General features: G+C 66.4%; 14 protein-coding genes. 5 read left to right on the top strand and 9 right to left on the bottom strand.

What is annotated here, in order from left to right:
- Positions 1–8 precede the first annotated feature (8 nt).
- Together OWM54_RS27220 and OWM54_RS27225 are read right to left on the bottom strand one after the other, a co-directional pair.
- Positions 9–4,721 carry a translocation/assembly module TamB domain-containing protein gene (locus OWM54_RS27220; RefSeq protein ID WP_267699384.1) on the bottom strand — a complete coding sequence of 1,571 codons (4,713 nt, stop codon included), beginning with the start codon at positions 4,719–4,721 and terminating at the stop codon, positions 9–11.
- The gene (locus OWM54_RS27225; RefSeq protein ID WP_228556874.1) at positions 4,718–6,847 is read right to left on the bottom strand and encodes a BamA/TamA family outer membrane protein; all 2,130 of its coding nucleotides are present in this window, start codon (positions 6,845–6,847) and stop codon (positions 4,718–4,720) included. Before OWM54_RS27225 ends, OWM54_RS27220 begins: the two co-directional genes overlap by 4 nt.
- 166 nt (positions 6,848–7,013) lie before the next feature.
- Between OWM54_RS27225 and OWM54_RS27230 the strand changes: the two genes are divergently transcribed.
- Positions 7,014–7,322 (top strand): hypothetical protein, encoded by a 309-nt coding sequence (locus OWM54_RS27230; RefSeq protein WP_141325756.1) that lies wholly within the window; start codon positions 7,014–7,016, stop codon positions 7,320–7,322.
- 66 nt (positions 7,323–7,388) lie between these two features.
- On the opposite strand, the gene OWM54_RS27235 is transcribed toward OWM54_RS27230, so the two are convergent.
- Positions 7,389–8,939, bottom strand: coding sequence for a 4-alpha-glucanotransferase (locus tag OWM54_RS27235; RefSeq protein WP_267699385.1), 1,551 nt, complete (start codon positions 8,937–8,939; stop codon positions 7,389–7,391).
- Between the two features lie 134 nt (positions 8,940–9,073).
- Here OWM54_RS27235 and OWM54_RS27240 point away from each other — a divergent pair, with 134 nt between their 5' ends.
- The 4 genes from OWM54_RS27240 to OWM54_RS27255 all read left to right on the top strand — a co-directional run bounded on the left by OWM54_RS27240 (position 9,074) and on the right by OWM54_RS27255 (position 11,687).
- Positions 9,074–9,661: a DNA-3-methyladenine glycosylase gene (locus OWM54_RS27240; protein ID WP_141325767.1), complete on the top strand. Its 588-nt coding sequence runs from the start codon at positions 9,074–9,076 to the stop codon at positions 9,659–9,661.
- A gap of 35 nt (positions 9,662–9,696) precedes the next feature.
- The gene (locus tag OWM54_RS27245; protein WP_141325754.1) at positions 9,697–10,311 is read left to right on the top strand and encodes an RNA polymerase sigma factor; all 615 of its coding nucleotides are present in this window, start codon (positions 9,697–9,699) and stop codon (positions 10,309–10,311) included.
- A 69-nt stretch (positions 10,312–10,380) separates the two neighbouring features.
- Positions 10,381–10,620 carry an anti-sigma factor family protein gene (locus tag OWM54_RS27250; RefSeq protein ID WP_141325753.1) on the top strand — a complete coding sequence of 80 codons (240 nt, stop codon included), beginning with the start codon at positions 10,381–10,383 and terminating at the stop codon, positions 10,618–10,620.
- Positions 10,617–11,687, top strand: coding sequence for a radical SAM protein (locus OWM54_RS27255; RefSeq protein ID WP_267699387.1), 1,071 nt, complete (start codon positions 10,617–10,619; stop codon positions 11,685–11,687). Before OWM54_RS27250 ends, OWM54_RS27255 begins: the two co-directional genes overlap by 4 nt.
- Positions 11,688–11,701: 14 nt before the next feature.
- Here OWM54_RS27255 and OWM54_RS27260 read toward each other — a convergent pair whose 3' ends face one another.
- The 6 genes from OWM54_RS27260 to OWM54_RS27285 form a co-directional block, all read right to left on the bottom strand.
- Complete coding sequence (locus OWM54_RS27260) at positions 11,702–12,019, bottom strand: hypothetical protein (protein ID WP_267699388.1); 318 nt, start codon at positions 12,017–12,019, stop codon at positions 11,702–11,704.
- 26 nt (positions 12,020–12,045) lie between these two features.
- Positions 12,046–12,480: a hypothetical protein gene (locus OWM54_RS27265; protein WP_267699389.1), complete on the bottom strand. Its 435-nt coding sequence runs from the start codon at positions 12,478–12,480 to the stop codon at positions 12,046–12,048.
- Positions 12,481–12,726: 246 nt separating this feature from the next.
- On the bottom strand, positions 12,727–12,912 hold the full coding sequence (locus tag OWM54_RS27270) for a hypothetical protein (protein WP_267699390.1): 186 nt from the start codon (positions 12,910–12,912) through the stop codon (positions 12,727–12,729).
- An 11-nt stretch (positions 12,913–12,923) separates the two neighbouring features.
- A complete protein-coding gene (locus OWM54_RS27275; RefSeq protein WP_267699391.1) occupies positions 12,924–13,307 on the bottom strand; it encodes a hypothetical protein in 384 nt (127 codons plus the stop codon).
- 93 nt (positions 13,308–13,400) lie between these two features.
- Positions 13,401–14,198 carry a barstar family protein gene (locus OWM54_RS27280; protein ID WP_267699392.1) on the bottom strand — a complete coding sequence of 266 codons (798 nt, stop codon included), beginning with the start codon at positions 14,196–14,198 and terminating at the stop codon, positions 13,401–13,403.
- 837 nt (positions 14,199–15,035) lie between these two features.
- On the bottom strand, positions 15,036–21,908 hold the full coding sequence (locus OWM54_RS27285; protein ID WP_267699393.1) for an RHS repeat-associated core domain-containing protein: 6,873 nt from the start codon (positions 21,906–21,908) through the stop codon (positions 15,036–15,038).
- Between the last annotated feature and the right edge of the window lie 17 nt (positions 21,909–21,925).

The following is a 21,925-nucleotide window of genomic DNA, read 5'->3' on the forward strand; positions in this document are numbered from 1 at the left end:
GGCGGCCCTCAGTACTCGTTGGTCCAGATGAGGTCGAGGCCGCCCGAGCGGGCGTCGCCGTACTGTCCTTCCAGGCTCCAGCGCGGTCCGAACTGGTACTCGAAGCGGACCGCGTTGGAGTTCTCTCCCTGCTGGATGTTGGCGCCCACGCGTCCGGTGTAGCCGACGTAGATTTTGTCGGTGACGTAGGTGCCCACCTCCAGCTTGGTGCCGGCGATGCCCGCGCCGCCGGCTTCAATCGACAGCACGTCCAGCGGCAGCTTCGCGGCCAGCGCCTTGCGCGCCTCGTTGGCGACGAGCGAGCCCACCACGGAGGCCGCCTGCGCGCTGGCCGTCATGGACGCGCCGGAGCCTCGCTCCAGCGTGCGCCGGCCGGTGGCGAGCAGCGTGTAGATTTCGGACTCGGGCAGGGGCGGCTCGCTCGTGGGCTTCAGGGTGATGTCGCGGCCCTGGCCCCGGATGGTGACGTACACCGTGATGTTGGAGCTCTCGGCGCGGTGCTCCGCGGTGACGTTGATGTACGGGACGGTGGGCGGGCCGGTGAAGCTCACCAGGCTGTCGCGCTGCACGTCGAAGCGGCGGCCCAGCACGTCCACGCGGCCGCGCAGCACGCGCACCTGTCCGAAGAGGCGCGCCACGTCGGTGTACTCGACGCGGAAGTCCTCCGACAGACCCAGCTCCACGTTGAGGTCGCTGCCCTTCACCCAGATGTTGCGCGGCGCGTTCACGTTCACCCAGTACGCGCGCTGGGGCTTCGGCTCGTCGCCCGTCTCCAGGTCCTCCTCCGCGTCGGCGGGCGTCGGAGGCTCCGTGGCCGGACCCGCGGCGACCTCGGGCTCGGGGTCTCCGGGCGAGGGCTGCTGGGGCTGCTTGCGCTTGCGCCGCTCGATGGGCTGACCGTTGCGCACGAGCACCACGTCGCCGGGGCGCTCCAGGTCCTGGAGGTCCTTGCGCTTGGCCTCGGGCAGCTCGACGGTGGCCTCCGGCACGGAGACGTTGCGCAGGTTGACCAGCCGCTCGGAGATAGTGCCCTCCACCTTCGCGCGCAGGCTCAGCACCGCCATCAGCTGGTCGTCGAAGACGATGGGGAAGTCGCGGGCGCGCAGCGGGTAGGGGTTGTCCTGGGGGCTGGTCAGCTCGTACTCGCCCCGGGGGGTGCGCGTGGCCGTCAGCGGCGCGTCCAGCCAGACGGTGCCGCCGCCGGCCTTCATGGACAGCGTGTTGATGGCCAGGCGCTCCTGGCTGGCCTCCAGCGCCAGCTGGATGTCGCGGTACTCACCCAGCCCCATCAGCGCGAGCTTGCCGTCCTTCCACTTCATCGACCCCTGGAAGGTGGGCACCGCGAGCGTGCCCGCGAGCTTCGCGTCCGCCTGAATCAGCCCGCCGATGCTGCGCAGCATCTCCGCCGCGCCGGACAGGAACGACGGGTCGAAGTCCTTCGCCTGCAGCGTCACCTCCATGGGCGCGCGCGAGGTGTCCAGGCCGCGGCGAATCGCGGGCAGCGATACGTCCAGCTCCAGGCCGCCGTCCACCATCATGGTGCCGCCCGACGGCGCGGTGAGCAGCACGTCGAACTTGGAGCGCGCGTCCTGGTAGCCGTACTGCAACCGCGCCTGCCCCAGCGCCAGCGCGCCCATGCCCAGCTTCTGCACGCCGGCGGTCAGCTCCATGCGCGGCGCGTCCAGCGTGCCTCGCGCGGCCAGCTCCACCGCCAGCTCGCCCTGCAGGCCCTTCTGGGACGACGGCGCGCCCGTCCGCTGCGCGCGCTCACCCGTGGCGCGCGCCTTGGCCACGCCGGGCAGCTGCTGCAGCGACACCGGGCCCAACCGGCCCTTGAGCTGGAAGGGGATGTGTCCGTAGACCTCCTGGTCCTGCAGCGCGCCCAGCGGCGCGTCCAGCGTGAGGTCCAGCTGCGCCAGGGGCCCGTCCTCGCGCTGCGCGGCCAGCGTCACGCGCACGTCCTGGTCGTCACCCACCACGCCCAGCTGGCTGTTCATCGGCGGCAGCCCGTACGCGGTGAGCCCCACGCCCAGCACGCTCAGGCGCGCCTGGGGCACCAGCGCGGAGCCGGTGAGGTTGAGCTGCACCGACACGTTGCCGCCGGGCTTCTGCAGTCCGCCCACGCCCTCGAACTGGGCCAGGGGCAGCTCCGCCACGCGGGCCTCCAGGTCCACCGACGCGGAGAGGAGGTCCTCGGCTTGCGGCGGCCGCGCCATCATCCCGCCCACCGTGAAGGGCGTGCGCAGCACCACGTACGTCTGCTGGGTGCCCAGCCCGCGCATGTCCAGGCGCGCGTCCAGCGTGCCGTCCTCCTTGTCGGAGGCCGCGCGCAGGTCGAAGTCCAGCGGGGCCTTCAGGGCGAAGCCCGGGGGCGGCGCGCTGTAGTTCACCTGCTGGCCGAGCAACACGAAGTCCAGGCGCGGGTCCCTCGCGGTGCCGTCCACCACGAGCTGGGCGGACACGGTGCCGCTCACCGGCTCCGGACGCTCGAGCAGCTTCATCACCCCGGCCAGGTCCACGCCCTCGAGGTTCGCCTTGAGCGACAACGTGTCCTTGCGCCGCTTCAGCACGCCCTGCACCGGCACGTCGAAGTTCGCGGTGAGCTTCGCCACCGGCAGGCCCGCGGAGAGCGTGCCCTGCGCGCGGTCCTTCACGTACGTCGCGTCCAGCGCGAGCTGCAGGTCCTCGTAGCCCTTGGCGCGCCCGTCGCTCCAGCTCAGCTTCACCTGCGCGTCCGGACGCGGCATCCGGCCCTGCGCGGTGACGAAGCCCGACACCGTGCCGCCCAGCCCCAGCGACTCCGGCACCGCGACGCGCGGCAACAGCGACAGGTCCACCGCTTCCAGGTCCACGCGCGCCGTCAGCCGCTCGTTGACCAGCAGGGCGCGCACGCCCAGCGCCTGTCCGCCCGAGCCGAGCCGCAGCGCGGGCTCCACCTCCACCTTGCCCCCGCCGAAGCCCACGTGCGTGGGGCCTTGCAGCTTCCACGTCGCCTCCGGCCACGACAAGGTCAGCGCCTCCAGCGCCAGCCCCATGCCGTCGTCGTCCACCAGCCCCGCGAGCGTCAGCCCCAGCGCCGTGTCGCCCATGACGCGCACGCTGGCCTCCAGGCGGCGCTCCTCGGTGGCGATGCCCACGGACACGTCGCGGAACATCCGCTCGCCCACCTTCAGCACGCCCACCACCAGCGTCGCGTCGGTCGTCAGCGGGCGGGTGGCGTCCGGCACCTCCGCGTTCAGCGTGAGGTTGCGAATCGCGTAGTCGCCGTAGGTCAGCGACGTGAAGTTGCCCTGCGCCACCACGCCGGGCGCGCGCACGGGGCCCTCCACCTTGAACTCCAGCGTGCCGCTGCCGGAGATGGGCGGCACCGCGCCGGGCAGCAGCTTCGTCAGCGAGTCGGACAGCAGGGCCAGGTTGCCCGCCGTCAGCCCACCGTCGATGCGCACCGCCTGCGTCGTGCCCTGGCCCTTGGCCTGGAGCGAGGCGCCCGGCACCAGCACCAGGAGCCGCGACAGCGTGTACTGGCCATCCTTCGCCTTCGCGTGCAGCTCCACGGGCCCCAGTGGCTGGCCCTTGAAGCGCGACGGCGACACGGTGAGGTCCACCTCGCCGTCGAGCGTCTCCAGGCGGGTGCCGCCGCCCTTCGCGCTCAGGTCCGCGGATAGGCTCGTCTTCGGCCCCTCGGCCACCAGCGCGGACAGGTCCACGCCGCGCAGCTTCACGGTGACGCCGTTGGTGCGCAGGCGCTCCAGGTCCACGTCGCCCTTCAGCTCGAGCGTCGCGTCCGCCGCCTTGCCGGACAGCTGGGCCTGGGCCAAGTCACCCTCGATGCCCGCCGTGCCCTCCACGTGCACGGGCACCAGCAGGGGCCACGAGGGCACGAAGCCGCGCGGCAGCTCCGGCGGCACGGTGAGCTTGCGCACCACCAGGTCCGCCTTCAGGGCGCCAGGAGGCTGGCCGGGCGGCGTCTCCGCGGGGAGCTTCGCGTTGGCGCTCGCGTCCAGCAGGAGCCCCGCGAGCTCCAGCTTCACGTCCGCGTCGAGCGCGCCCTCCTCGCCGCCGCCCTTGAGGCTCAGCTTCACCGGGCCCTTCGTCGGCTGCGTCAGGGCCGCGGTGGCCTCCAGCGTGGCGCCGAAGCCCTGCGTCGCCGCGGCGAAGTGTCCGGAGGCCGTGGCGTCCAGGTCCTCCAGCCGCGCGTGCCGCTCGCCGCCGTCCTCCAACTCCTGCCGGAAGTCGACGTAGCCGTCCTGGAGCACCAGCGCGTCCAGGTCCACGCGCAGCTTGCCGCGCGGACCGGGCGGCTCCTCGGGCTTGGGCACGCGGGGCGCAATCGCGCGCGACAGGTTCAACCCGCGCTCGTCCTGCGCGAGGTAGAGGCGGGGCGCCTCGATGCGGGCCTCCGTCAATCGGACCTGTTGCTGGAGGAGTCCGCCCAGCCGCACGCGGGCCTCGACGCGGGCAATCTCCGCGACCAGCTCTCCCTCCGGGTCATACAGCTTCACCCCGGTGAGCACCGCGCCCGGCGGCGCCAGGTCCAGGCCCCCGACTTCGAGCCTGCCGGAGAACTGCTCGTTGGCGATTTGAAGCCCCTTGCCCACCAGGAACCGCTCGCCCGGCGCGGACGTTGCCCAGACGAGCACGCCCACCACGGCGAGCACGATGAAGGCCAGGCCGCCCAGCAGCCCCCACAGCAGTCGTCGCCCCCAGCGTCGCCGGCTCAAAACGCCTCTCCAATCGACAGGTGCAGCGCGCACTGTCCGTCAGGGGCCCCCGCGAAGGTCGCCTGCCGGGAGGTGGGTCCATCCGGCTTCCACTTGCTGCCAATGCCGAAGCATCCACCGGAGGACGGATAGATGTACCCCGGCGTGGCCACGGGCAATCCCTGGCCCAGGTTGAGCCGCCGCGCGATGTCCAGGCGGATGGGGCCCACCACCGTCAGGTAGCGCAGCCCCAGGCCCACCGCGTGGTAGTGCTCGGGACCGAACAGCCGCGGCGCGCGCGGCGAGTCGAAGCCCTCCACGCCCACCAGGCCCGAGTCCCAGAACGTCGCCAGCATGATGCTCTCGGTGATCTGGTAGCGCAGCTCCAGCGAGGTCTCTATCAGGCTGTTGCCGCCCACCGGCACCGTCTCCCACTCCTCGTTCTGCACCGGGGTGTCCGGCTCGCCGTCCCCGTTGGTGTCCTCCTGCTTCTCCAGCGCGGCCAGGGGCGACAGGCGCTGGCCGTTGAAGCCGCGCATGGACGTGGCGCCGCCGGAGAAGAAGCGCGTGACGATGGAGCTCTGCGAGTTTCCCGCCGGGTTGAGCGTCCCCATCCGCAGCTTGCCCGCCAGCACCACGCGCTTCTCCTCGCCGAAGGAGCGGTAGAAGCGCAGGTCCGGCAGCAGCCGCACGTAGTTGAAGTCACCCTGCAGGAAGCCGCCGCCCTTCTGCACGGACATGCTCACGTAGTAGCCGTCGCGCGGCTCCACCGGGTCGTCGCGCCGGTCCCACGCGAACGCGACCTCCAGGAAGGAGAGCGACACGTCACAGCGCGTCTGCCCCTCGCCGCAGCCCAGGATGACGGGCGGCACGCGCGAGTCCGCGCTCACCCGACCCGACAGCCGGTACACCTGGAGGTTGTAGGACGGGAAGACGGAGAAGTTGCGGTGCGGCTGCCAGATGACGCCCGTCTGCAACCGGCCGCCGTAGAAGTCGTAGGCCTGCTCCAGGCCCTTCTCCAGCGTGAGCGAGGTCTGCTGGCGCAGGTCCCGGAAGAGGAAGCGCGGCTGCTCGTACTCGCCCGTCACCTCGAACACGGGGCCCTGCTTCGACGTGCTCAGGATGTTGGGGATGAAGGCGTAACCGGCGCGCCCCCGCACCGTCACCCGGCGCAGGCCGCCCAGGAAGTTGCGGTGTGTCCACTCACCCAGCGCGCGGACCTCCTGGCGCGCGGCGTCCACGCCGATACCACCACCCAGCCGCACCGAGCGGAACGGCGCCTCGCGCACGTCCACCACGACGGGCACCGTGGCGGACTCGCGGTCCGGCGCGCCCCGGTTCACCTTCACCGCGCCGAACACGCCCATGCGGAACACGCGCGCCTGCGCCTCCGCGAGCGCCGTCTCGCTGTACCAGTCCCCCTTGCGCAGCGCGCCCTGCACCTGCTCGATGATGCGGCGCGGAGGCACCTCGGGGTTGGCGTCCGTGGCCACGAAGGTGTTGCCGAAGCGGTAGCGAAGCCCCGGCTTCACGTCGAGCCGCACCCGGGCCAGCTTCGTGTCCACGTCCACCTGGACCTCGCCCGACACCTCGGCCTCCGCGTAGCCCTGCTCGCGCAGCTGCTCCTGCATCGCGCCCTTGGACTCCTCCCACGGCCCCTCGCGGAAGATGTCGCCCTTCTTGAAGGGCAGCTTCGACTCGAGCCGCTCGCGGTGCTTGCCGCGCTCCTCCTCCGGCAGCGCCTGCAGCCCCTCGATGGTGATGTCGCCGATGCGCGTGGGCTCGCCCTCGTTCACCTCCACGAAGAGCTCCACCGCGTCGCCCTTGGGCTTCACCTCGCTGTCCACCACCTCCGCCTGGTAGTAGCCCTGGGCCTGGTAGTAGCGCTCGATGCGGCGCAGGTCCGCCTGCCACGCGTTGGGGTCGAAGTAGTTGGGCCCGCCGAACGGCCAGAACGCCCACCACGGCGTCTGCGACGTGAGGATGCGGTCCTTGATGTCGCCCTCGCTCACCTGCTTCGTGCCCTCGATGTCGAGCCTGGCGACCTTGGGTCCCGGGGGCGGCGTGGACGTGGTGGCACAACCCGCCATGCTCAGGAGCAGGGCGACGGTGGCGATGCGGAGGAGTCGGAGCAGGTCAACGGCCACGGACTGTTCATACCCGGAAGGCAAGAGGGGCAGCGCGTCTTGTGGAGGACGACCTCCTCCCTTTGTCGCATTCCAACGTCTCTTCATCCCGGCCTCTGTCGGCAAGTCCTTGCTCGAAACACCTCGACACGTGCAAGCCGCGCCAAGGTGCGCCAGATTGGGGGCCATGCTCCTGTCCCGCCGAATCAGAGTCCTGGTGTTCTGCGTGGTGTCGGCGCTCGCCTCCGCCTGCGGCGTGGATGACGACGAGGTCGTCAAACTCCGAGAAGGTGAGAGCCTCGCGGACGCCGAGTACTGCGGCTCCTTCGGCTGCGAGCAGATCTACGAGTTCTGCGCCGAGGTATTCCTGGAATTCGGCCGCTCTCCGCCCATCTGCGTCACCGAGGACGTCTGCGACAGGCTCGAGTGCGCGAACTCCAACCGCCGCTGCGCCATCTTCGATGGCTTCCCCGGTCAGGTGAAGTGCATCGACTGAGGTGAGGGCCACGCCACCGCGCCCGGGTGCGAATCACCCCGGGCACGGCGCATGGGCAGGCGTCGTTCAGCGGCGCGCGGAGGCGGTGAGCCAGGCCAGCTTCTCGGCGGCCTCGCGCGTCGTGGCGTCGTTGAGCAGCGAGCCCACGTCCTGGGCGATGCGATAGGCCCAGTTCGAGTCGCTCATGGAGCCCGGCAGGTTGATGCGGTCCCGGGTGCCGAGCACGTCCTGCCAGGGCAGCACGCACAAATCACTGCCCGAGTTGAGCGCCGCGGCCAGCAGGGCCCGGTGCACCTCCGGGGTGAACTCGCGCGACACCGGCACGCCGTGGAGCTCCGGCCACGCGCGGGCGGCGGCCTGGCGCTCGTCGTCGCGGGCGCCCTCCCACCACTCCACCATGGTGTCGGTGTCGTGGGTGCCCGTCGTCACCAGGGAGATGGCGGGGAACTGGTGGGGGTTGCGGTACGTGTTGTCGTCGCGCTCCCAGCGCATCACGCGGTAGCCGGGCAGCTTGAGCTCCGCGAGGATGTGGCGCACGAAGGGCGGAATCACGCCCAGGTCCTCGGCGACGATGCCCGCGCCCTCGGAGAGCAGCTCGAAGTGCTTGCGGCCCAGCCGCTTGTGGCTCTCCTCGTCCGGCGGGATGAAGCGCCCGGTGGGCGTCTGCTCGTCGCGAATCCACTGACGGAAGTAGCCCACCGCGTGGTCCACGCGGCGCAAGTCGTAGTAGCTGGCCGCCTTCTTCGCGCGCGCCTTGAGCCAGGCGTAGTCGTCCTTCTGCATGGCGACGAAGTCGAAGTAGGGCAGGCCCCAGTCCTGGCCCGTGGCGGAGAAGTCATCCGGCGGCACGCCCAGCCGCGCGTCGCGGCGCAGGATGGTGGGGTTGGCCCAGCAGTCCGCGCTGTCCTGGCCGATGATGAACGGCTCGTCGCCGCACAGGAGCACGTCCTGGGCGCGGGCCTTGGCGCGCGCGGCGTTCCACTGCTCCTCGGCCACCCACTGCAGCCACGCGTGGTAGCGCACCCGGCGCTCCAATTCCTTCCCCTTGGCGGCGAGCGCCTGGGGCTCACGGGTGCGAAGCCCCTCCGGCCACTCCCACCACGCGCGGCGGTCCTCCTGCTCGCTGATGGCGGTGAACAGGGCGTAGGTCTCCAGCCAGCCAGCCTGGGCGTCGCGCCACCGGGCGAAGGCGCGGGCGCGCTCGGACTGGGAGGCCCAGTGCTGGGCCTCGAAGGTGTCGAACGCGCGCGCCAGGGCGGCGTCCTTCAGGGGGAAGACCAGGTCGTAGCGGATGCGCGGGGCGCTCCGGGCCTCGGCCAACTGGCGGCGCTGCTCGTCGGAGAGCGCGGCCTCGCCGCCCGAGGCGGTGAACTCCGGCAGCGCGTGCAGGTCGATGAAGAGCGGGTTGAGGCCGAACGCCGAGCGGGTGGCGTAGGGGCTGGAGTCACCCGGCGCGGTGGGCAGCAGCGGCAACAGCATCAGCAGGCGCTGACGCCCGAGCTTCATCCAGGAGAACAGGCCGTCGAGCGCGCCGAAGTCACCGATGCCGAAATCCGTCGGGGAGCGCAGGGAGAAGAGCGGAAGCAGGAGACCGGAGAGCCGGCCGGGGGTGGACATGGTGCGGCGCAATCTGCACCAGCCCCGCGCTGGAGTGAACTGGTCCGGCGACAGGAAGTGCAGGGCCGTTTTCCGCTGGTGGACGGTTGTCCATTCCAAGGCGCAAGTCGGCCCTGACCGGTACACTGCTGGACGTGAGCGTGTTGCCTTCGTCCTTCTACGCGCGCCCGGCCCTCGTCGTGGCGCGGGAGCTGCTCGGTACGCTGCTCGTCGTGCAGGCGTCCGACGGCGCCCGGCGGGTGGGGCGCATCGTGGAGACCGAGGCCTATATCGGCGAGCACGACCTGGCCTGCCACGCCGCCAAGGGGCTCACCCCGCGCACCGAGGTCATGTTCGGCCCGCCGGGAAAGGCCTACATGTATCTCATCTATGGGATGCACCACTGCTTCAACGTGGTGACGGACGCGCCCGGGGTGGGGGCGGCGGTGCTGGTGCGCGCGGTGGAGCCGGTGGAGGGGCTGGACGCAGGCGCACGCACGGACGGGCCCGGCAAGCTGTGCAAGGCGATGGGGCTGACGCTCGCGCACAACCGGGTGGACCTGGCCTCACCGGGGCTGCACCTGCTCCCGGGTGTGCCGGTGGAGGAGGGGCGGGTGGAGAAGGGCCCCCGCATCGGCGTGGAGTACGCGGGGGCGTGGGCGGACGAGCCCTTCCGGCTGTGGGTCCGGGACAGTCAACATGTCAGCAAGCGGCCTGGGACGAGGCGTCGCAACCGCGCTTGACGAAGGCGCTTCCGGCTGGTTGGGTGCGCCCCGCCATGTCCGACGAGGTCGCCACGGAAGATGATCGCCAGCTCCTCGCCCGCGCGCAGGACGGGGACATGTCCGCCTTCGAGGCCCTGGTGGGAGCCCACCAGGACAAGGTGTACGGTCTGGCGCTGCGGATGACGCGCTCGGAGGCGGACGCCGCCGAAATCACCCAGGACACCTTCCTGTCGGCCTACCAACATCTCAAGGATTTCCGCGGGGATGCGGCCTTCGGCTCGTGGGTGCACCGCATCGCGGCCAACCATGCGCTCATGCGCCTGCGCCACCGGCGGGTGGCCCAGGCGGCCGAGGCGGAGCTCCAGGGGCCGGAGTTCACCCCCCGGGGTACGCTGGCGGACTACCCCCAGACGGACTGGAGTCGGGACGCCGAGGAGAAGGCCCTGGACGCGGAGCTGGGCCAGGCCATCCGGCAGGCGGCGGACCGCCTGCCCGAGGGGTATCGTGAGGTCTTCCTCTTGAAAGACGTGGACGGCCTCAGTTACGAACAGATTGCGGAAGTGACGGGGGATTCCATCCCCGCCATCAAGAGCCGCCTGCACCGGGCTCGTCTCGCGCTCCGGGAAGCCATCGACGCCTTCTACAACCGCGACAATCCCGGGCCGTGAAACGCGAACGGGGGGCTCCGCATCTTCCGAAGCGAGGACGAGGGCGCGCCGCAGCCAGCCGAGGTTCGGATGTACACCTGTAAAGACTCCATCAACCTCCTGCTGGAATACCTCGAGGGCGAGATGTCGCCCGAGGATTCGCGCCATCTCCAGGAGCACCTGTCCGGGTGCAGCCCCTGTGAGGAGTTCCTCCGCACGTACCGGGCGACGCCTAGTCTGTGCAAGCGCGCGCTGGCGGCGAGGATGCCGAAGGAGGTCAGCACCAAGCTGACGGACTTCCTTCGCTCCAAAATCAAGTCCGCCTCGTGAACCTGAAGCAACTCTCGCTCCCGGAGCTGGAGGCGGCGCTCGCGCCGCTCTCCCCGTCCCCCACTGCGGTGCGCAAGGTGTTCGCGGCCGTCTTCGCCCACGGCCGCAAGTCCGTGACGGAGGTGGCGCGCTCGCCGCAGGTGCCCCGCCGGGTGACGGACTACCTGGAAGCCCACGCCGAGATGCCGAGCCTCCAAATCGTGGAGCGCCGCAAGGCGGACGACGGCTTCGTGAAGTACCTCTTCGACTCCCCGCTGGGCGGGCGGATTGAAGCGGTCCGCATCCCCATCTTCGACGAGAAGTACGTCATCTGCGTGTCCAGCCAGGTGGGCTGCGCGCTGGCGTGCGACTTCTGCATGACGGGGAAGTTGGGCTTCAAACGAAATCTGTATACCTGGGAGATATTGGACCAGGTGCTGCAGGTGAGGGCGGAGGCGGACCGGCCGGTGCGGGGTGTGGTGTTCATGGGGATGGGCGAGCCGCTGCTCAACTACAAGGAGACGCTGCGGGCGGCGGGCATCCTGTCGAACCCGGCGGGGTTCTCGATTGCGGGCACGGCGATTACGTTCTCCACGGCGGGGCATGTGCCGGCGATTCGGCGCTACACGCGGGAGGGGCATCCGTACCGGCTGGCGTTCTCGGTAACGAGCGCGATGTCGGAGAAGCGGGCGAAGGTGCTCCCGATTGAGAAGACGCATCCGTTGCCGGAGTTGATTGAGGCCATCCGCGAGTACAGCCAGGTGCGGCGCGAGCGGGCGATGATTGCCTATGTGGCCATCTCCGGCTTCAACCTGGAGCGCGAGGACGCGGAGGCGCTGAAGGTGGCGTTCGAGGGGATTCCCATCAAGGTGGACCTCATCGACGTGACGGACCCGACGGGGAAGTACCTGCCGCCGTCGGCGGAGGAGCTGAGCGCGTTCCGGGACTACTTGCAGATACTGAAGGCGCCGGTGGCGCGGCGGTACTCAGGGGGCAAGGAGATTGGGGCGGCGTGCGGGACGCTGGCGGCGACGCAGTACGGCGGCACGGTGATGCCGGTGCCTGGGGCTTCGACCCCGACTCCGTGACGGTGGGCGCGGGCTCACTGCGTTGGCGGCGTCAGGTCTTCGCGGAGGATGCGTTCTCGCCAGCGCCGTGAGCGCTCGGCGAACAGGTTCTCGTTCTCCTCCAGGCTCAGGTCTTTGGGCATCGAGGCCTCGAGTCGCAGCGCATCGTCGTAGATGAGCAGGAAGCGCGCTCGATGTTCCCAGCCGTCGAAGCAGGGAGCGTGGAAGGACGCGTCCTGATACCCCCAGAGTGAATGCCCCTTGGGGATGAAAGCGGGGAACATCACCGGAGCGTCGTCGATGACCTGTTTGCAGAGGATGCATCGACTGAGGCCGGGGAAGAATTGCGCCATGGAGAAGTCCGTTGGAGAGCGCTCGACTACTGAGTGGGGTCTTGGGTTGAGGTGTTGCTCTTGAGGAGCAGCTTCGCTCCGCTGTGGGCAAGCCGTTCTCGGAGCAGCTCCATCTCGACACGTGTGCCCTCCGCCAATTGACACGGCAGCGACTTCAGGAGTTCGCCCGTGGCTTGAAGGCTCAGTCCCATGACGTGGCGGATTGAGTGCAGGACGTGGAGTTTCTGCGGGCCCGTTGCTTCGAGATACAGTGCCCATTTCCCGTGCGTCTCGTAGAAGAGAGGGCGGAGGTCTTCCGGGATGCGGGAGTCGTCGCTCTCGAAAGCGTCACCGCATTCGAGGCAGTGGAACGAGCTGGCAAATCTCAGCCCCTCGCTCCTTGCCGTCGCCGTGTGGGTACACTGTTGGAGTGTGCCGCACTGACGACACGACATGCTCGTGGTGATTGTCTCGCGAACCATCTCGTCGCCTTGATCCTACGAGGTCCTCTCGCTGTTAGCGAGGCATCTTCGCATCCTCTTCGTTGTGGAGGGAGAAGATGGCGTCCTTGCCATGCTCTTCCACGAGGAGCCTATGCGCCTCGTCCAAGCTGGCCGCTCAGAAGCTCGCTCTCTGTCCGGGACGAGTGGGATCTTGTGTCCAGATGACAGCTTTGTACTCTCTCAGCTTCTTCTCGGTCACGTCTGAACTCCTTGCGGCTGGCGTGGTCACCGAATCGTGTTTGCATCCTCTTCGTTGTGCAGGTCGAAGACTGTACCTGCGCCATGCTTCTTCTCGAGAAGCTCGTAGGCATCTTCAAGGTCGGTTGCCATCATCGTCACAGGGAACCCTGGATTGGGGCGGCCTCCAATTCTGATGATTGCCTTATATTCTCTCAGATTCGGCTGGGTCATCTCTTCTCTCCTCAGGTGACTCGGATGGAACGAACAAGCTGTGGCTCGTCCAACACGCTCACGTCAGAAAATCGGAGCTGGGCGAGTGTGATCTGCTTTGCCGCTCGTACAGTCTCCGGAGGGAGCGCTTCGATGCGGATGGCTGTCTCGGGGCGGGCGATGAGTTGATAGGGGCCTCCGAGAGGAGACGCGTCGAAGGCGAAGATGCCGCGCTCCGCCATTCGCCTCCACACATCCTCAGGCTCAGAGGACTGGTCTGGCTGTGGGATGGCCGTCGTGCAGGGCTTCATCCCTGCAATCAGCTCCAATGCCCGGTCGTGGAGTGGAATGTCGCGGAGGAACTCATCCGGCGCGTATCCTCCACCTGCGGTGCTGAAGAACCCGACGTGGCCCACGCCGTCACAAGCGAGTCAGTCGTACTCGAATCCTTGAATCGAAATCCTGGTGACCATGGGTGAAGGTAGCTCGGGCTTGAGTGGGAGTGAGTGTCAGAACGTCCCGGCCAGGTACTTGTGCGCGAGGGCTTCAAGGTTCTCCTGGACGCCCATCGCAATGGCCTTGTGAAGGAGTTCCACGCACGAAGGGACATCATCGTTCGGAATGCGTTCACCCGGGATGGTCCTGTTGTGGCGGAGCAGGACGAGCAGGCTCCATGTCGCCTGCTCCCTCACTTCGAGTGATTCGTGGACGCAGAGGCTGGGGAGGGCTCTGGCGAAACGCTCCCGGTCCCAGCCCCGCATCCTGAAGGCCAGGAAGAGTGCATTCCTGATTTGACGCGTCGACCCGTCACGCTGCTCGACGATGTTCATCACGAACTCGAAGCCGTCGAACTTCTGGGAGATGAACTGGAGTTCATCCCGAACGCTGCTGCTGTCCAGCTCCGCCTTGAGTCGCCTCCAGGGTGACCTGGGGCGGATATCCGCGAGCGGCGCCAGGGCCCGGTGCCTGTGCTTCTTCGCGAACACGACATCCAGCGCGTAGTCAGTCCTCCCTCGCCAGTTCCCGGCGGATTCCTCCAGCACATGCAGATAGGTGCTGAGGTCCTCGGGAGACAGGCTCGGGAGCTCATCGTGGATGAGCGTGATTCGTCCAGTGGGGAGCCAGGAGAGGTTCCTGAGGGACCTGGAGAGCGCGTCCCACGTTCGCCTGAAGGAAGCGGGCAGTCGCAGCGCGGCTTCGAGCGCCTGCATCAACTGCTCGGTGCCAGAGGTGCCCGCGGAAACGCGTCCGACATGTGTGCCCTTGGGATGCAACCCTTCGACGTTCTTCACGAAGTAGATGGACATGGGGCGTGGGTGACCCGAATGGGCGAGGCTCATGGAATGCCTCGGAGGCATGGGCCCGTGCAACCTCCGGGCCCTGACGCCTCTGAGGTGAGCCCCTCAACCCCTCCCGTCCATTGTGCGGGACTCGACTCTGGGCCGCAGTCCCGGACCGAGTGAGGACCACCTTGAATTGGAGCAAGACGAAGAGGGGCTCGGGCGGCGTGAAGCCCGTTTGCTCGAGCATGCCAGTCGGAGCCGCATCGGACTCGATGGGAGCCATCCTCGCGTCGTAGTGGCCGGCACGGCCCGAGCCGAAGACTGGGATGATGTAGTGGACGAAAAGTGTGGTGTCGGCGTGGGGCATGACGTGTCCTCGAAAGCTGGATGCGGCGTCGAGGATGCGCGCCAAACTGGCAGATTGGTAGAGCAGGCGTGCAGACCACATCGACAGATTGCAGGGCCGATGGCGGCCGCGGGCGTCCTGAATGACAAAAAGGTTTGCGCCCGATTGCTTTGAGGCGAGGCCCGGTAAAATGCCCGTGGGGTGGGAGCACAGTCCAGGCTTGAGGCCGTGGTCTGTGCTCTTCCGTCGGTAACGGACGCGCGATCTAGAAACTCGCGAGCCCATCCTCAACTGGCTCAAACTGATTCATCTGCCTGGGTGGCTATCGAGGTGTCTTGGCATCTTCCTCGTTGTGTAGGTTGAAGACAGTGCCTTTGCCATGCTCTTGCTCAAGGAGTCTGCGCGCCTCGTGCAGACTGGTCGCCAAGACGGTCACTCGCTGGCCGGGGCGAGTGGGATCTTGAGTCCAGATGATAGCCTTGTACTCCCTCAAGTTCTTGTTGTTCATATTGTGTCTATCTGTATGGCTTCAGGCAGATGTCGCTATGGCAGAATGCCCCGATGACGGTGCCTGCTTTTTGAAGTACGTCGGAAATTCCTTCGGGTGTCATCCTTGATACGTCATAGAAGTGTACTTCTGCATAATCGCCAAATTCTTCGATGTCCTGTACTAGAAAGCGGGCCTCTGCAGAAATGGTGCCATTGAGTTCACCATGTGCTCCGGTGAGTATGTGCACATCGCCCTTGTAAAGACCACTGTTCACGTACGTCGCGAAGTCTTCCTGACGGATCACACCGGAGGATGTCCAAACTTCTCCACCCGCCGCATTCTTCGACATGGAGAAGAATCCACGACCGTTGCTCATGCTTCGCGACCGGACGACACCTCCGACCTTCTCCATCAACCTGCGCGCACTTGAGACAGGGGTTCTGAGCGCGGCCGCAACGCTCCCTCCTGATTCGAGGGCTCCCAGAATGCTCGCGCCAGCGGCGAGTGTGTAGAAGGCCGTCTTCCCCGCACCGAGGACGCAGCGGCCTGCTTCTCCGTTGCCGCAGGCTGACTCTGTTTCGAGGTAACTCTCACCCGCTGAAACGAATGGGATGAACTCGTTGACGGCGAGGCTTGCCGCTGCGAGTTTGCTGACAGGGGCGTACCTGTCATATGCCGTCGACGCGTTGAGCACGCTGTCGAGTTGACTGCGCACCATCCCTGTTGCTGCCCGACAGCCGAGATGCGGACCGCAGGGATTGTTTTCAAGACCGGCGTTCAGACGTGAGGAGGCCTCTGTGAGGAGCGACGTCAGTGCAGACTTCGACGAGCCGGAGCTCTGTCCGATGTCATTCGTGTGATGAGCATCGGGCTGGGTCTTGGCGTCGTCGAGCGACTCGACGCTGGGTACCTTGAAGTCTGTGTTGGGCAGGAACAGCGACGGGCCAGGCATGGCCAGATGCCGCTCCAGTGAGCTCCTGATGAGGCTCTGGTTTGACAGCGGCGCCCCCGTCCATCCAGGGCCCCAACTGCTGACCAAACTCCCTCCGTAGGGCGTGAAGCCACTCGGGTCCGTGTATCGGAGGGGGTTGTTGAGGACGTACGAGTACGCGTTGTAGGCCTGAGCGGAGCCCGGCTCGGCGATGACCGGGTCCACGCTGAGGAACTTCATCATCCGCGGGTCGTAGATGCGCCCGCGCATGTTGATGAGGCCCAGTTCGTCATCCTGCTCGTGTCCCGTGTAGCCCTGGCGCGCGCCCGTGTGGCTCGTCGTGGAAGCCTGCGCGAGGTTCGTCGCCTGTCGCCTTCCGCCGAAGGGCTCGTACTTGATGCGTTCGAGCACCGTGCCGAAGGCATCCGTCACCGTGTCGGGGCTGCCCTGCGGGTCGTTGAGGAAGTAACGCGTGGACTCTGACGTCGAGCCCTCCTGCCAGGACACTTCGGCGACGACACCCTCGGGGCTGGGGATGCTGACGATGTGGGTGACCGTCGAGCCCTGCTTGCGGCGCTGGTAGAGGCCTCCGACGTAGAGGGTCTCCTCCTGTCGATCATCGGAGTGCTTGCGGACACGGGTGCCGGAGGCGTCGTAGTCGAAGCGGACGGTGCCGCTCGACGAGGTGATGCTCTCGGGCAGGTTGGAGGGTGCGTACTGCACGGAGCGCACCAGTGCGCCTTGGGCATCACGCATCGCGAGCTGGTTGCCGCGGTGGTCGTACTCGTAGGTGAAGGACTCGGCGCCCAACTGGGCCTGCTTGACGGCGTGAGGACCACCCGACGTACCGCCGGTGTACTGGAAGCTCGCGGAGGGCTCCCAGCCGGAGACAGGCGAGCGGCTGAGCATGTTGCCGAGCTTGTCGTACTGGAACTGGACGTCGAGCGTCTGGCAGTCCTGCTGGACCTTCCAGCGCTCGAGCCGGTCCAGCGCGTCGTAGGTGTACTTCTGCGTGACGCCGACCATGAGGTCGTGGCGCGCCGCGAGGTTGTCGTTGTAGGTGTAGTCGTAAGCGAGGCTCTGGATCTTGTTTCCGTTGTGGCGAGCCTCCTGGAAGCGCAGGCGTCCCTGGCTGTCATACTGGAAACCCCTTGCAACGCCATTGCCGTAGTGGGCTGTCTTGAGCCGACCCATGCTGTCTCTCGCGTACGCTCGCCAGTAGACTGCAAGTGGGCGCGTCGTGTCGGTCGAGTAGATGGTCGCGAGACTCCCTTGGTTCGTGAAGGAGTACCCCACTGTGAACGGCACTCCATCTCGCGCGACAGGGTAGGTGAGCCGATTCACTCGCCCGAAGTCGTCGTATTCGCGACTCATCACCAGCGTGTCGCCGCCCACTCGCAGCGCAGTGTCCGTCTCGCGCCCGAAGAGGTCGTACACATGGTCCCTGATGACGACTCCATCGGGGTTGCCAGAAGGCGTGCGGGTCGCACGCGACAGTCGTCGCATCGCGCCCGGACCACTGTCGTAGACGTAGTCCAAACGCTCCTTCTCGTTGGTCGCCGAGAGGACGCGCCCCAGGAGATCTCGCTGATACGTGGTCGTCAGCCGGCTTGTCGTCCCTGCGGGAGCATCAGACTGACTCTTGAGCTCGCCAAAGGCGTTGTAGAGGAACAGCCTTGTCCCCGCGCCGGGGTCGACTGATCGTTCCACGCGCCCAGACGCATCGTAGAAGTGGGAACTCCGGTTCCCAGCGGGGTCATCAACGTTCTCCAGGCGACCGAAGGGGCCGTAGGTGTAGGTCATGGTTGCTTCCAGGGCCGTTCCAGGCGCCTCGGTCGCCCGAGTCAGCAGCCCACGGAAGTCGACGAGCGTCCGCTTCATCTGCCCGGCCGCATCGATTGAGACGGCTTGCGAAGTGTAGGGGGTCGTCGATGCGTACAGGAGTGTTTCGACGAGCATGCCGCGAGGCCCTGTGGCCGAGTCGCCGATGCGGCGCGCCGTGACTCGTCCAAGCGGGTCGTACTCGAATGCCTCCCAGGTCGGCATCTCCGTCGTCAGTCGAGGGGCTTCCTGCTTCACCACGCGACCCAGGTCGTCATATTCGGTGGTGGAGAGCACGGTCTGTCCATCGAATCGCAGCGCACGGTGCGATACCGGGCGGCCGAGGACGTCGAACGACGTCGTGGCCTCAGTCACTCCTGCCGCGCCGGTATTCGTGCTTGCCTGGACGCGGAGCTGGGGCGTCGAGCCCTGCCACTCGTAGAAGCTGCGCACGATGGACTTGTCCGCCGGAGCGGTCGATGGCCCCTGATAGAGTGGCGTCGCGATTCGCTCGCGGCCGAAGCCATCGTATTGAATGCGCATGTGGACCCCGTTGGGGTCTTCCGTCTGCGCAAGAACACCGAGACCCGGGTGGAAGAGGTAGCGCCAGGTGGCGCCCTCTGCGTCCGTGGTCGTCGCAAGTTGCGTCTGATCCAGGTCGTCGTAGCTCACCGACTCCGTGCGCACTTCCCCGCTGCCATGCAGGGAGACCTGCACGACGAGCCCCTTGTCGTTTCGGGCGAAGATCGCCTTGAGATACGTCTCCGAGGTCGTCGGCGTCACCGCCTCTCCTGCGAGAGACGGTGCTGTCTCGGTGCTCTCCAGTTGCCCCCGTGTGCCGTACGTCATCCGCTTCGTGTGGACATTGGCCGCAGCGGGCTGTCCCTGGCATCCAAGCTCCACGCTTCGGGCGCACGACATCCAAGAGGTGGTGGCGGTCCAGACCCCGGTGGGCACCCAGTTCACGGAGTCGAAGTCGCCAGGTTCAATGCTCGTCCGAACCTGTTCGGTCTTGTCGGCCCCGTGGATGAGCGATGTCTGCGAGATGGGGGTGCCCTTGTCGTCGAGCTCGAGCAGGCTCTCTTTCTCGGACACCACGGTCGTCGAGGTACCCTTGACCTCTCGTACCGTTTCCACGAATCGCCGCGCGTACTGCTGGTAGGCGGGGGCATAGCCTTGCGGCGTCCTCGCATACGTCCAGTTCCGCTGGGTCCGCAGCGCGGTGTTGGCGTCCACCTGGACTTCAATCACCTCCTCGCGCGGGAGGTGCGCTTGGAGCGCGGAGGCCCTCCGGTTCGGGCCCTCCACCATGGAGATGTTGTCGAAGCTCGTGGTCGTCCGGGCGCCCGTCACCTCGTCAATGACGATTCGCTGGCCGAAGCCGAGCCACCCCAATCCTCGAGTGTCGGAGAGGCCATCTCGATAGAGGTATCGCCATCTGTTCACCCGACGCTCGTTGACGTTGAGTGCCATGCTGGAGACGACGCGCATCGACTCAGGTGCGAGGCGGAGCCAGGGCTTCTGGGCATCCTCGATGTAGGAACTCGAGTAGAACGGCTCGATAGGAGGAGCACTGCCGAGAGGGTTTTTCTGTGACAGGGGGGTATAGGTGAAGGAGTAGCTGGCGTCTTGATTGAACCTGACGGCCTTGAGGACATCCGTCGCGTGGCTCCGCAGTGCGACGCGAAGGTCGTTTCCCTGCCTGTAGGTGAAGTCCAGCAGGCCATCGTTGTTCACGTCGACGACCTGGGCCCATTCGAGGTTGTCTCCGCTGGGAACGGAGGTCAGTTGTTCGAAACGGGTGAAGTCTCCCTTCGGGCCAGCCAGCCACAGTTTGACAGGGGTGTTTCGCTTGAAGATGGCCAGGTCGATGCGCCCGTCACCGTCGAAGTCACCGTGTTCCGTCTTGGCTCCATCCAGCAGGGTAGCAAGGTCGCTGGAGAGCACGGTTCTCTGGACGGGGTTGAACCCGCTCCCAGAGTTGAGTTGGACCCAAAGCTCTGGCGCTGTATCGGTCACGTACATGTCGCCAAGCGTGACGGCATCACTCAGTCCATCTCCATTGACGTCAATGAAGTCAAACGTGAAGGCTCGCGTGGAGCCGAAGTATGGAGGCCGCTGTGGTGGTTCTTTGATTCTGGTCTTGATGACCTTCATTTCAGCTACGTTCGGATTGGTATCGGAAAACTCCGAGTAGGAGAGCGCATCGAGAAGGCCACCTCCGTTGAGTCCGACGCCGAGGAGGCTCATCTTTCCGCTGCCATCGAGATCTACGGCACGGACGCCGAAGCGAGAAGGTAAGAAGAATCCGGGAGAAGTCAGCTTGGTGGTGCGTTTGGTCGCGGGGAAGACTTCGATGCTCTTCAGGGGCGAGGGAAGCCAATCCTCGTGTCGTCCCATCCAGACTCGGTCGTTTCTCACGTCCCCGTCGACGTCGAGCCAGTATTGAGAGTTTGGCTCTGAGCCGGCGATCTCCGTGGCTGCTGATTCTTTGTGGACATAGCCGTACATGGGCGTGGGAGGATGGTTTGGTTTGTTTTTTGGAACCTCCCAAAAACACGAGAGGGCCGTTACGGAAGACTTTCCGAAGCCATCCCAGTCCGTCACTACGGGAAAGAGATCTCTCTCGTGTCTCTTGCCGCAATAGTCGCCATCTCCTCCATCCTCGAAGATGACGCTGCCTTCGATATTGAACCAGGGGTACCAGAGCGCTGCGCCAACGGAGTCAGATGCTTCGAGCATGGGAGACGCTGCATCCGGGAATCGAAGAACCCGCATGATGTCTCGCCAATTCTCTTTTGTGTAGTCCGTGAGAGGGTTTTCCTCTGACGGATAGTGGAGATCCAACTTCTGGATTCGCTCGGAGCGGACGAAGTATGCGACACCTCGACGTCCGGCTCCCAAGCCAAAGGAGTTGAGACCCGCTCCTGCCGCGGCATCGCTGACATTCGTGGCAGGAGGAGTCTTGAACTCCCACGAGCCTTGCTCCCATTCGAAGTGCAAAGGCGGCTTGCAGATGCTGCTGCCATCGCACTCGCGCAGTGTCGTCAAGAGACTGCGCTTGCTGACAGTTCCTTCGGTGTAGTCAAAGTCGTAGTAACGCAGCAGGACCGTCGAGAGAGAGGCTGCCCCAGGTGCCAGCCCCGGCCCCTTCATGTTGATTCGCGAGAGCCTGAAGTCACGGCCAACCTGAACGCCGCTCAGGTATCCCGAGAAGGCATCTGCCCGCTCTTCATATTCGAAGGTGACCTCTCGGTGCCCTGGCTCGATGACGCCGGACGCGTTGCGAAACTGGGTGTAGACGATTCGAGTGGGGCGATGCCAGAGACCCGTGTTCGCTCCAGCGGGAGCTTGCGCATAGAAGATCTCCATGCGGTTCCCAAATGGGTCTTCGACAGAGGAAAGGGCCCAGGCGATGGCGGCCGCCTGCTCGAGACGAAGGATGGCATCGTTTCTCGCCCCTGTGCCGCGACCATAGGTTCGGACGAGCCCATCCTTCCCTCGAACTTCGAACGTGTCTGGATCGATGGAACTGTTGCCCGGGGGGATGCGAATGGATGAGTAGGTGTCCTGCTCGGTCTTGAAGTGGTTCTGCCCGGAGGGGGCGGGTACGAGCCTCATCCCATCCAGACAGTAGGCCCTCGAGTAATGGTTGATCTCCGGGATATAGACCGTGAGGTTCAGTTCGACAGGGTGGAGCTTTCCATCTCTCGCAAAAGAATTGGGGCAGCGTGTGATCTGCGACAGCCCCGCGAGGTTGAAGCCCGGGCCAAGAATGCCGTCGCTTCCCTGGCTGTCGTAGACGATGGAGAGAGAAGGTTGGATTCCCGCGCGACCGGGAGGAACCCAGAGGGGGATGGACACCGCGGCTGAGCCGCTGGCCGTGACGTCCGCCGAGAACGGGATGGCCCCTGGCGTCGACTGCCCCGCCGGCCCCGTGGCGAGAATCGTGTCCTGCCTCAGTTCAAAGGGTATGCTCTGGGCCGCACCCAGCGCCTTGGTGAGTTGCGTGCTGTGCTCTACCTCCTGGTCCCGAGGACTGGATGGCGCGCAGCTGACGAGCTGGGCTCCATAGACAAAGAGCATGACGTGCGCGGCGAGGAACCTGCGCAACGAGGAATGATGATGGGGTTTTTCTGGACTCATGATGGCAATGGACTCCG

The organism is Myxococcus sp. MISCRS1, from assembly GCF_026626605.1.
Classification (GTDB): Bacteria; Myxococcota; Myxococcia; order Myxococcales; family Myxococcaceae; genus Myxococcus; species Myxococcus fulvus.

Bases quoted from the DNA above. Each gene is read 5' to 3' on its own strand.
- OWM54_RS27230 (WP_141325756.1), top strand. From the start codon at position 7,014: ATGCTCCTGTCCCGCCGAATCAGAGTCCTGGTGTTCTGCGTGGTGTCG.
- OWM54_RS27235 (WP_267699385.1), bottom strand. From the start codon at position 8,939: ATGTCCACCCCCGGCCGGCTCTCCGGTCTCCTGCTTCCGCTCTTCTCC.
- OWM54_RS27245 (WP_141325754.1), top strand. From the start codon at position 9,697: ATGTCCGACGAGGTCGCCACGGAAGATGATCGCCAGCTCCTCGCCCGC.
- OWM54_RS27250 (WP_141325753.1), top strand. From the start codon at position 10,381: ATGTACACCTGTAAAGACTCCATCAACCTCCTGCTGGAATACCTCGAG.
- OWM54_RS27260 (WP_267699388.1), bottom strand. From the start codon at position 12,019: ATGGCGCAATTCTTCCCCGGCCTCAGTCGATGCATCCTCTGCAAACAG.
- OWM54_RS27265 (WP_267699389.1), bottom strand. From the start codon at position 12,480: ATGGTTCGCGAGACAATCACCACGAGCATGTCGTGTCGTCAGTGCGGC.
- OWM54_RS27270 (WP_267699390.1), bottom strand. From the start codon at position 12,912: ATGACCCAGCCGAATCTGAGAGAATATAAGGCAATCATCAGAATTGGA.
- OWM54_RS27280 (WP_267699392.1), bottom strand. From the start codon at position 14,198: ATGTCCATCTACTTCGTGAAGAACGTCGAAGGGTTGCATCCCAAGGGC.
- OWM54_RS27285 (WP_267699393.1), bottom strand. From the start codon at position 21,908: ATGAGTCCAGAAAAACCCCATCATCATTCCTCGTTGCGCAGGTTCCTC.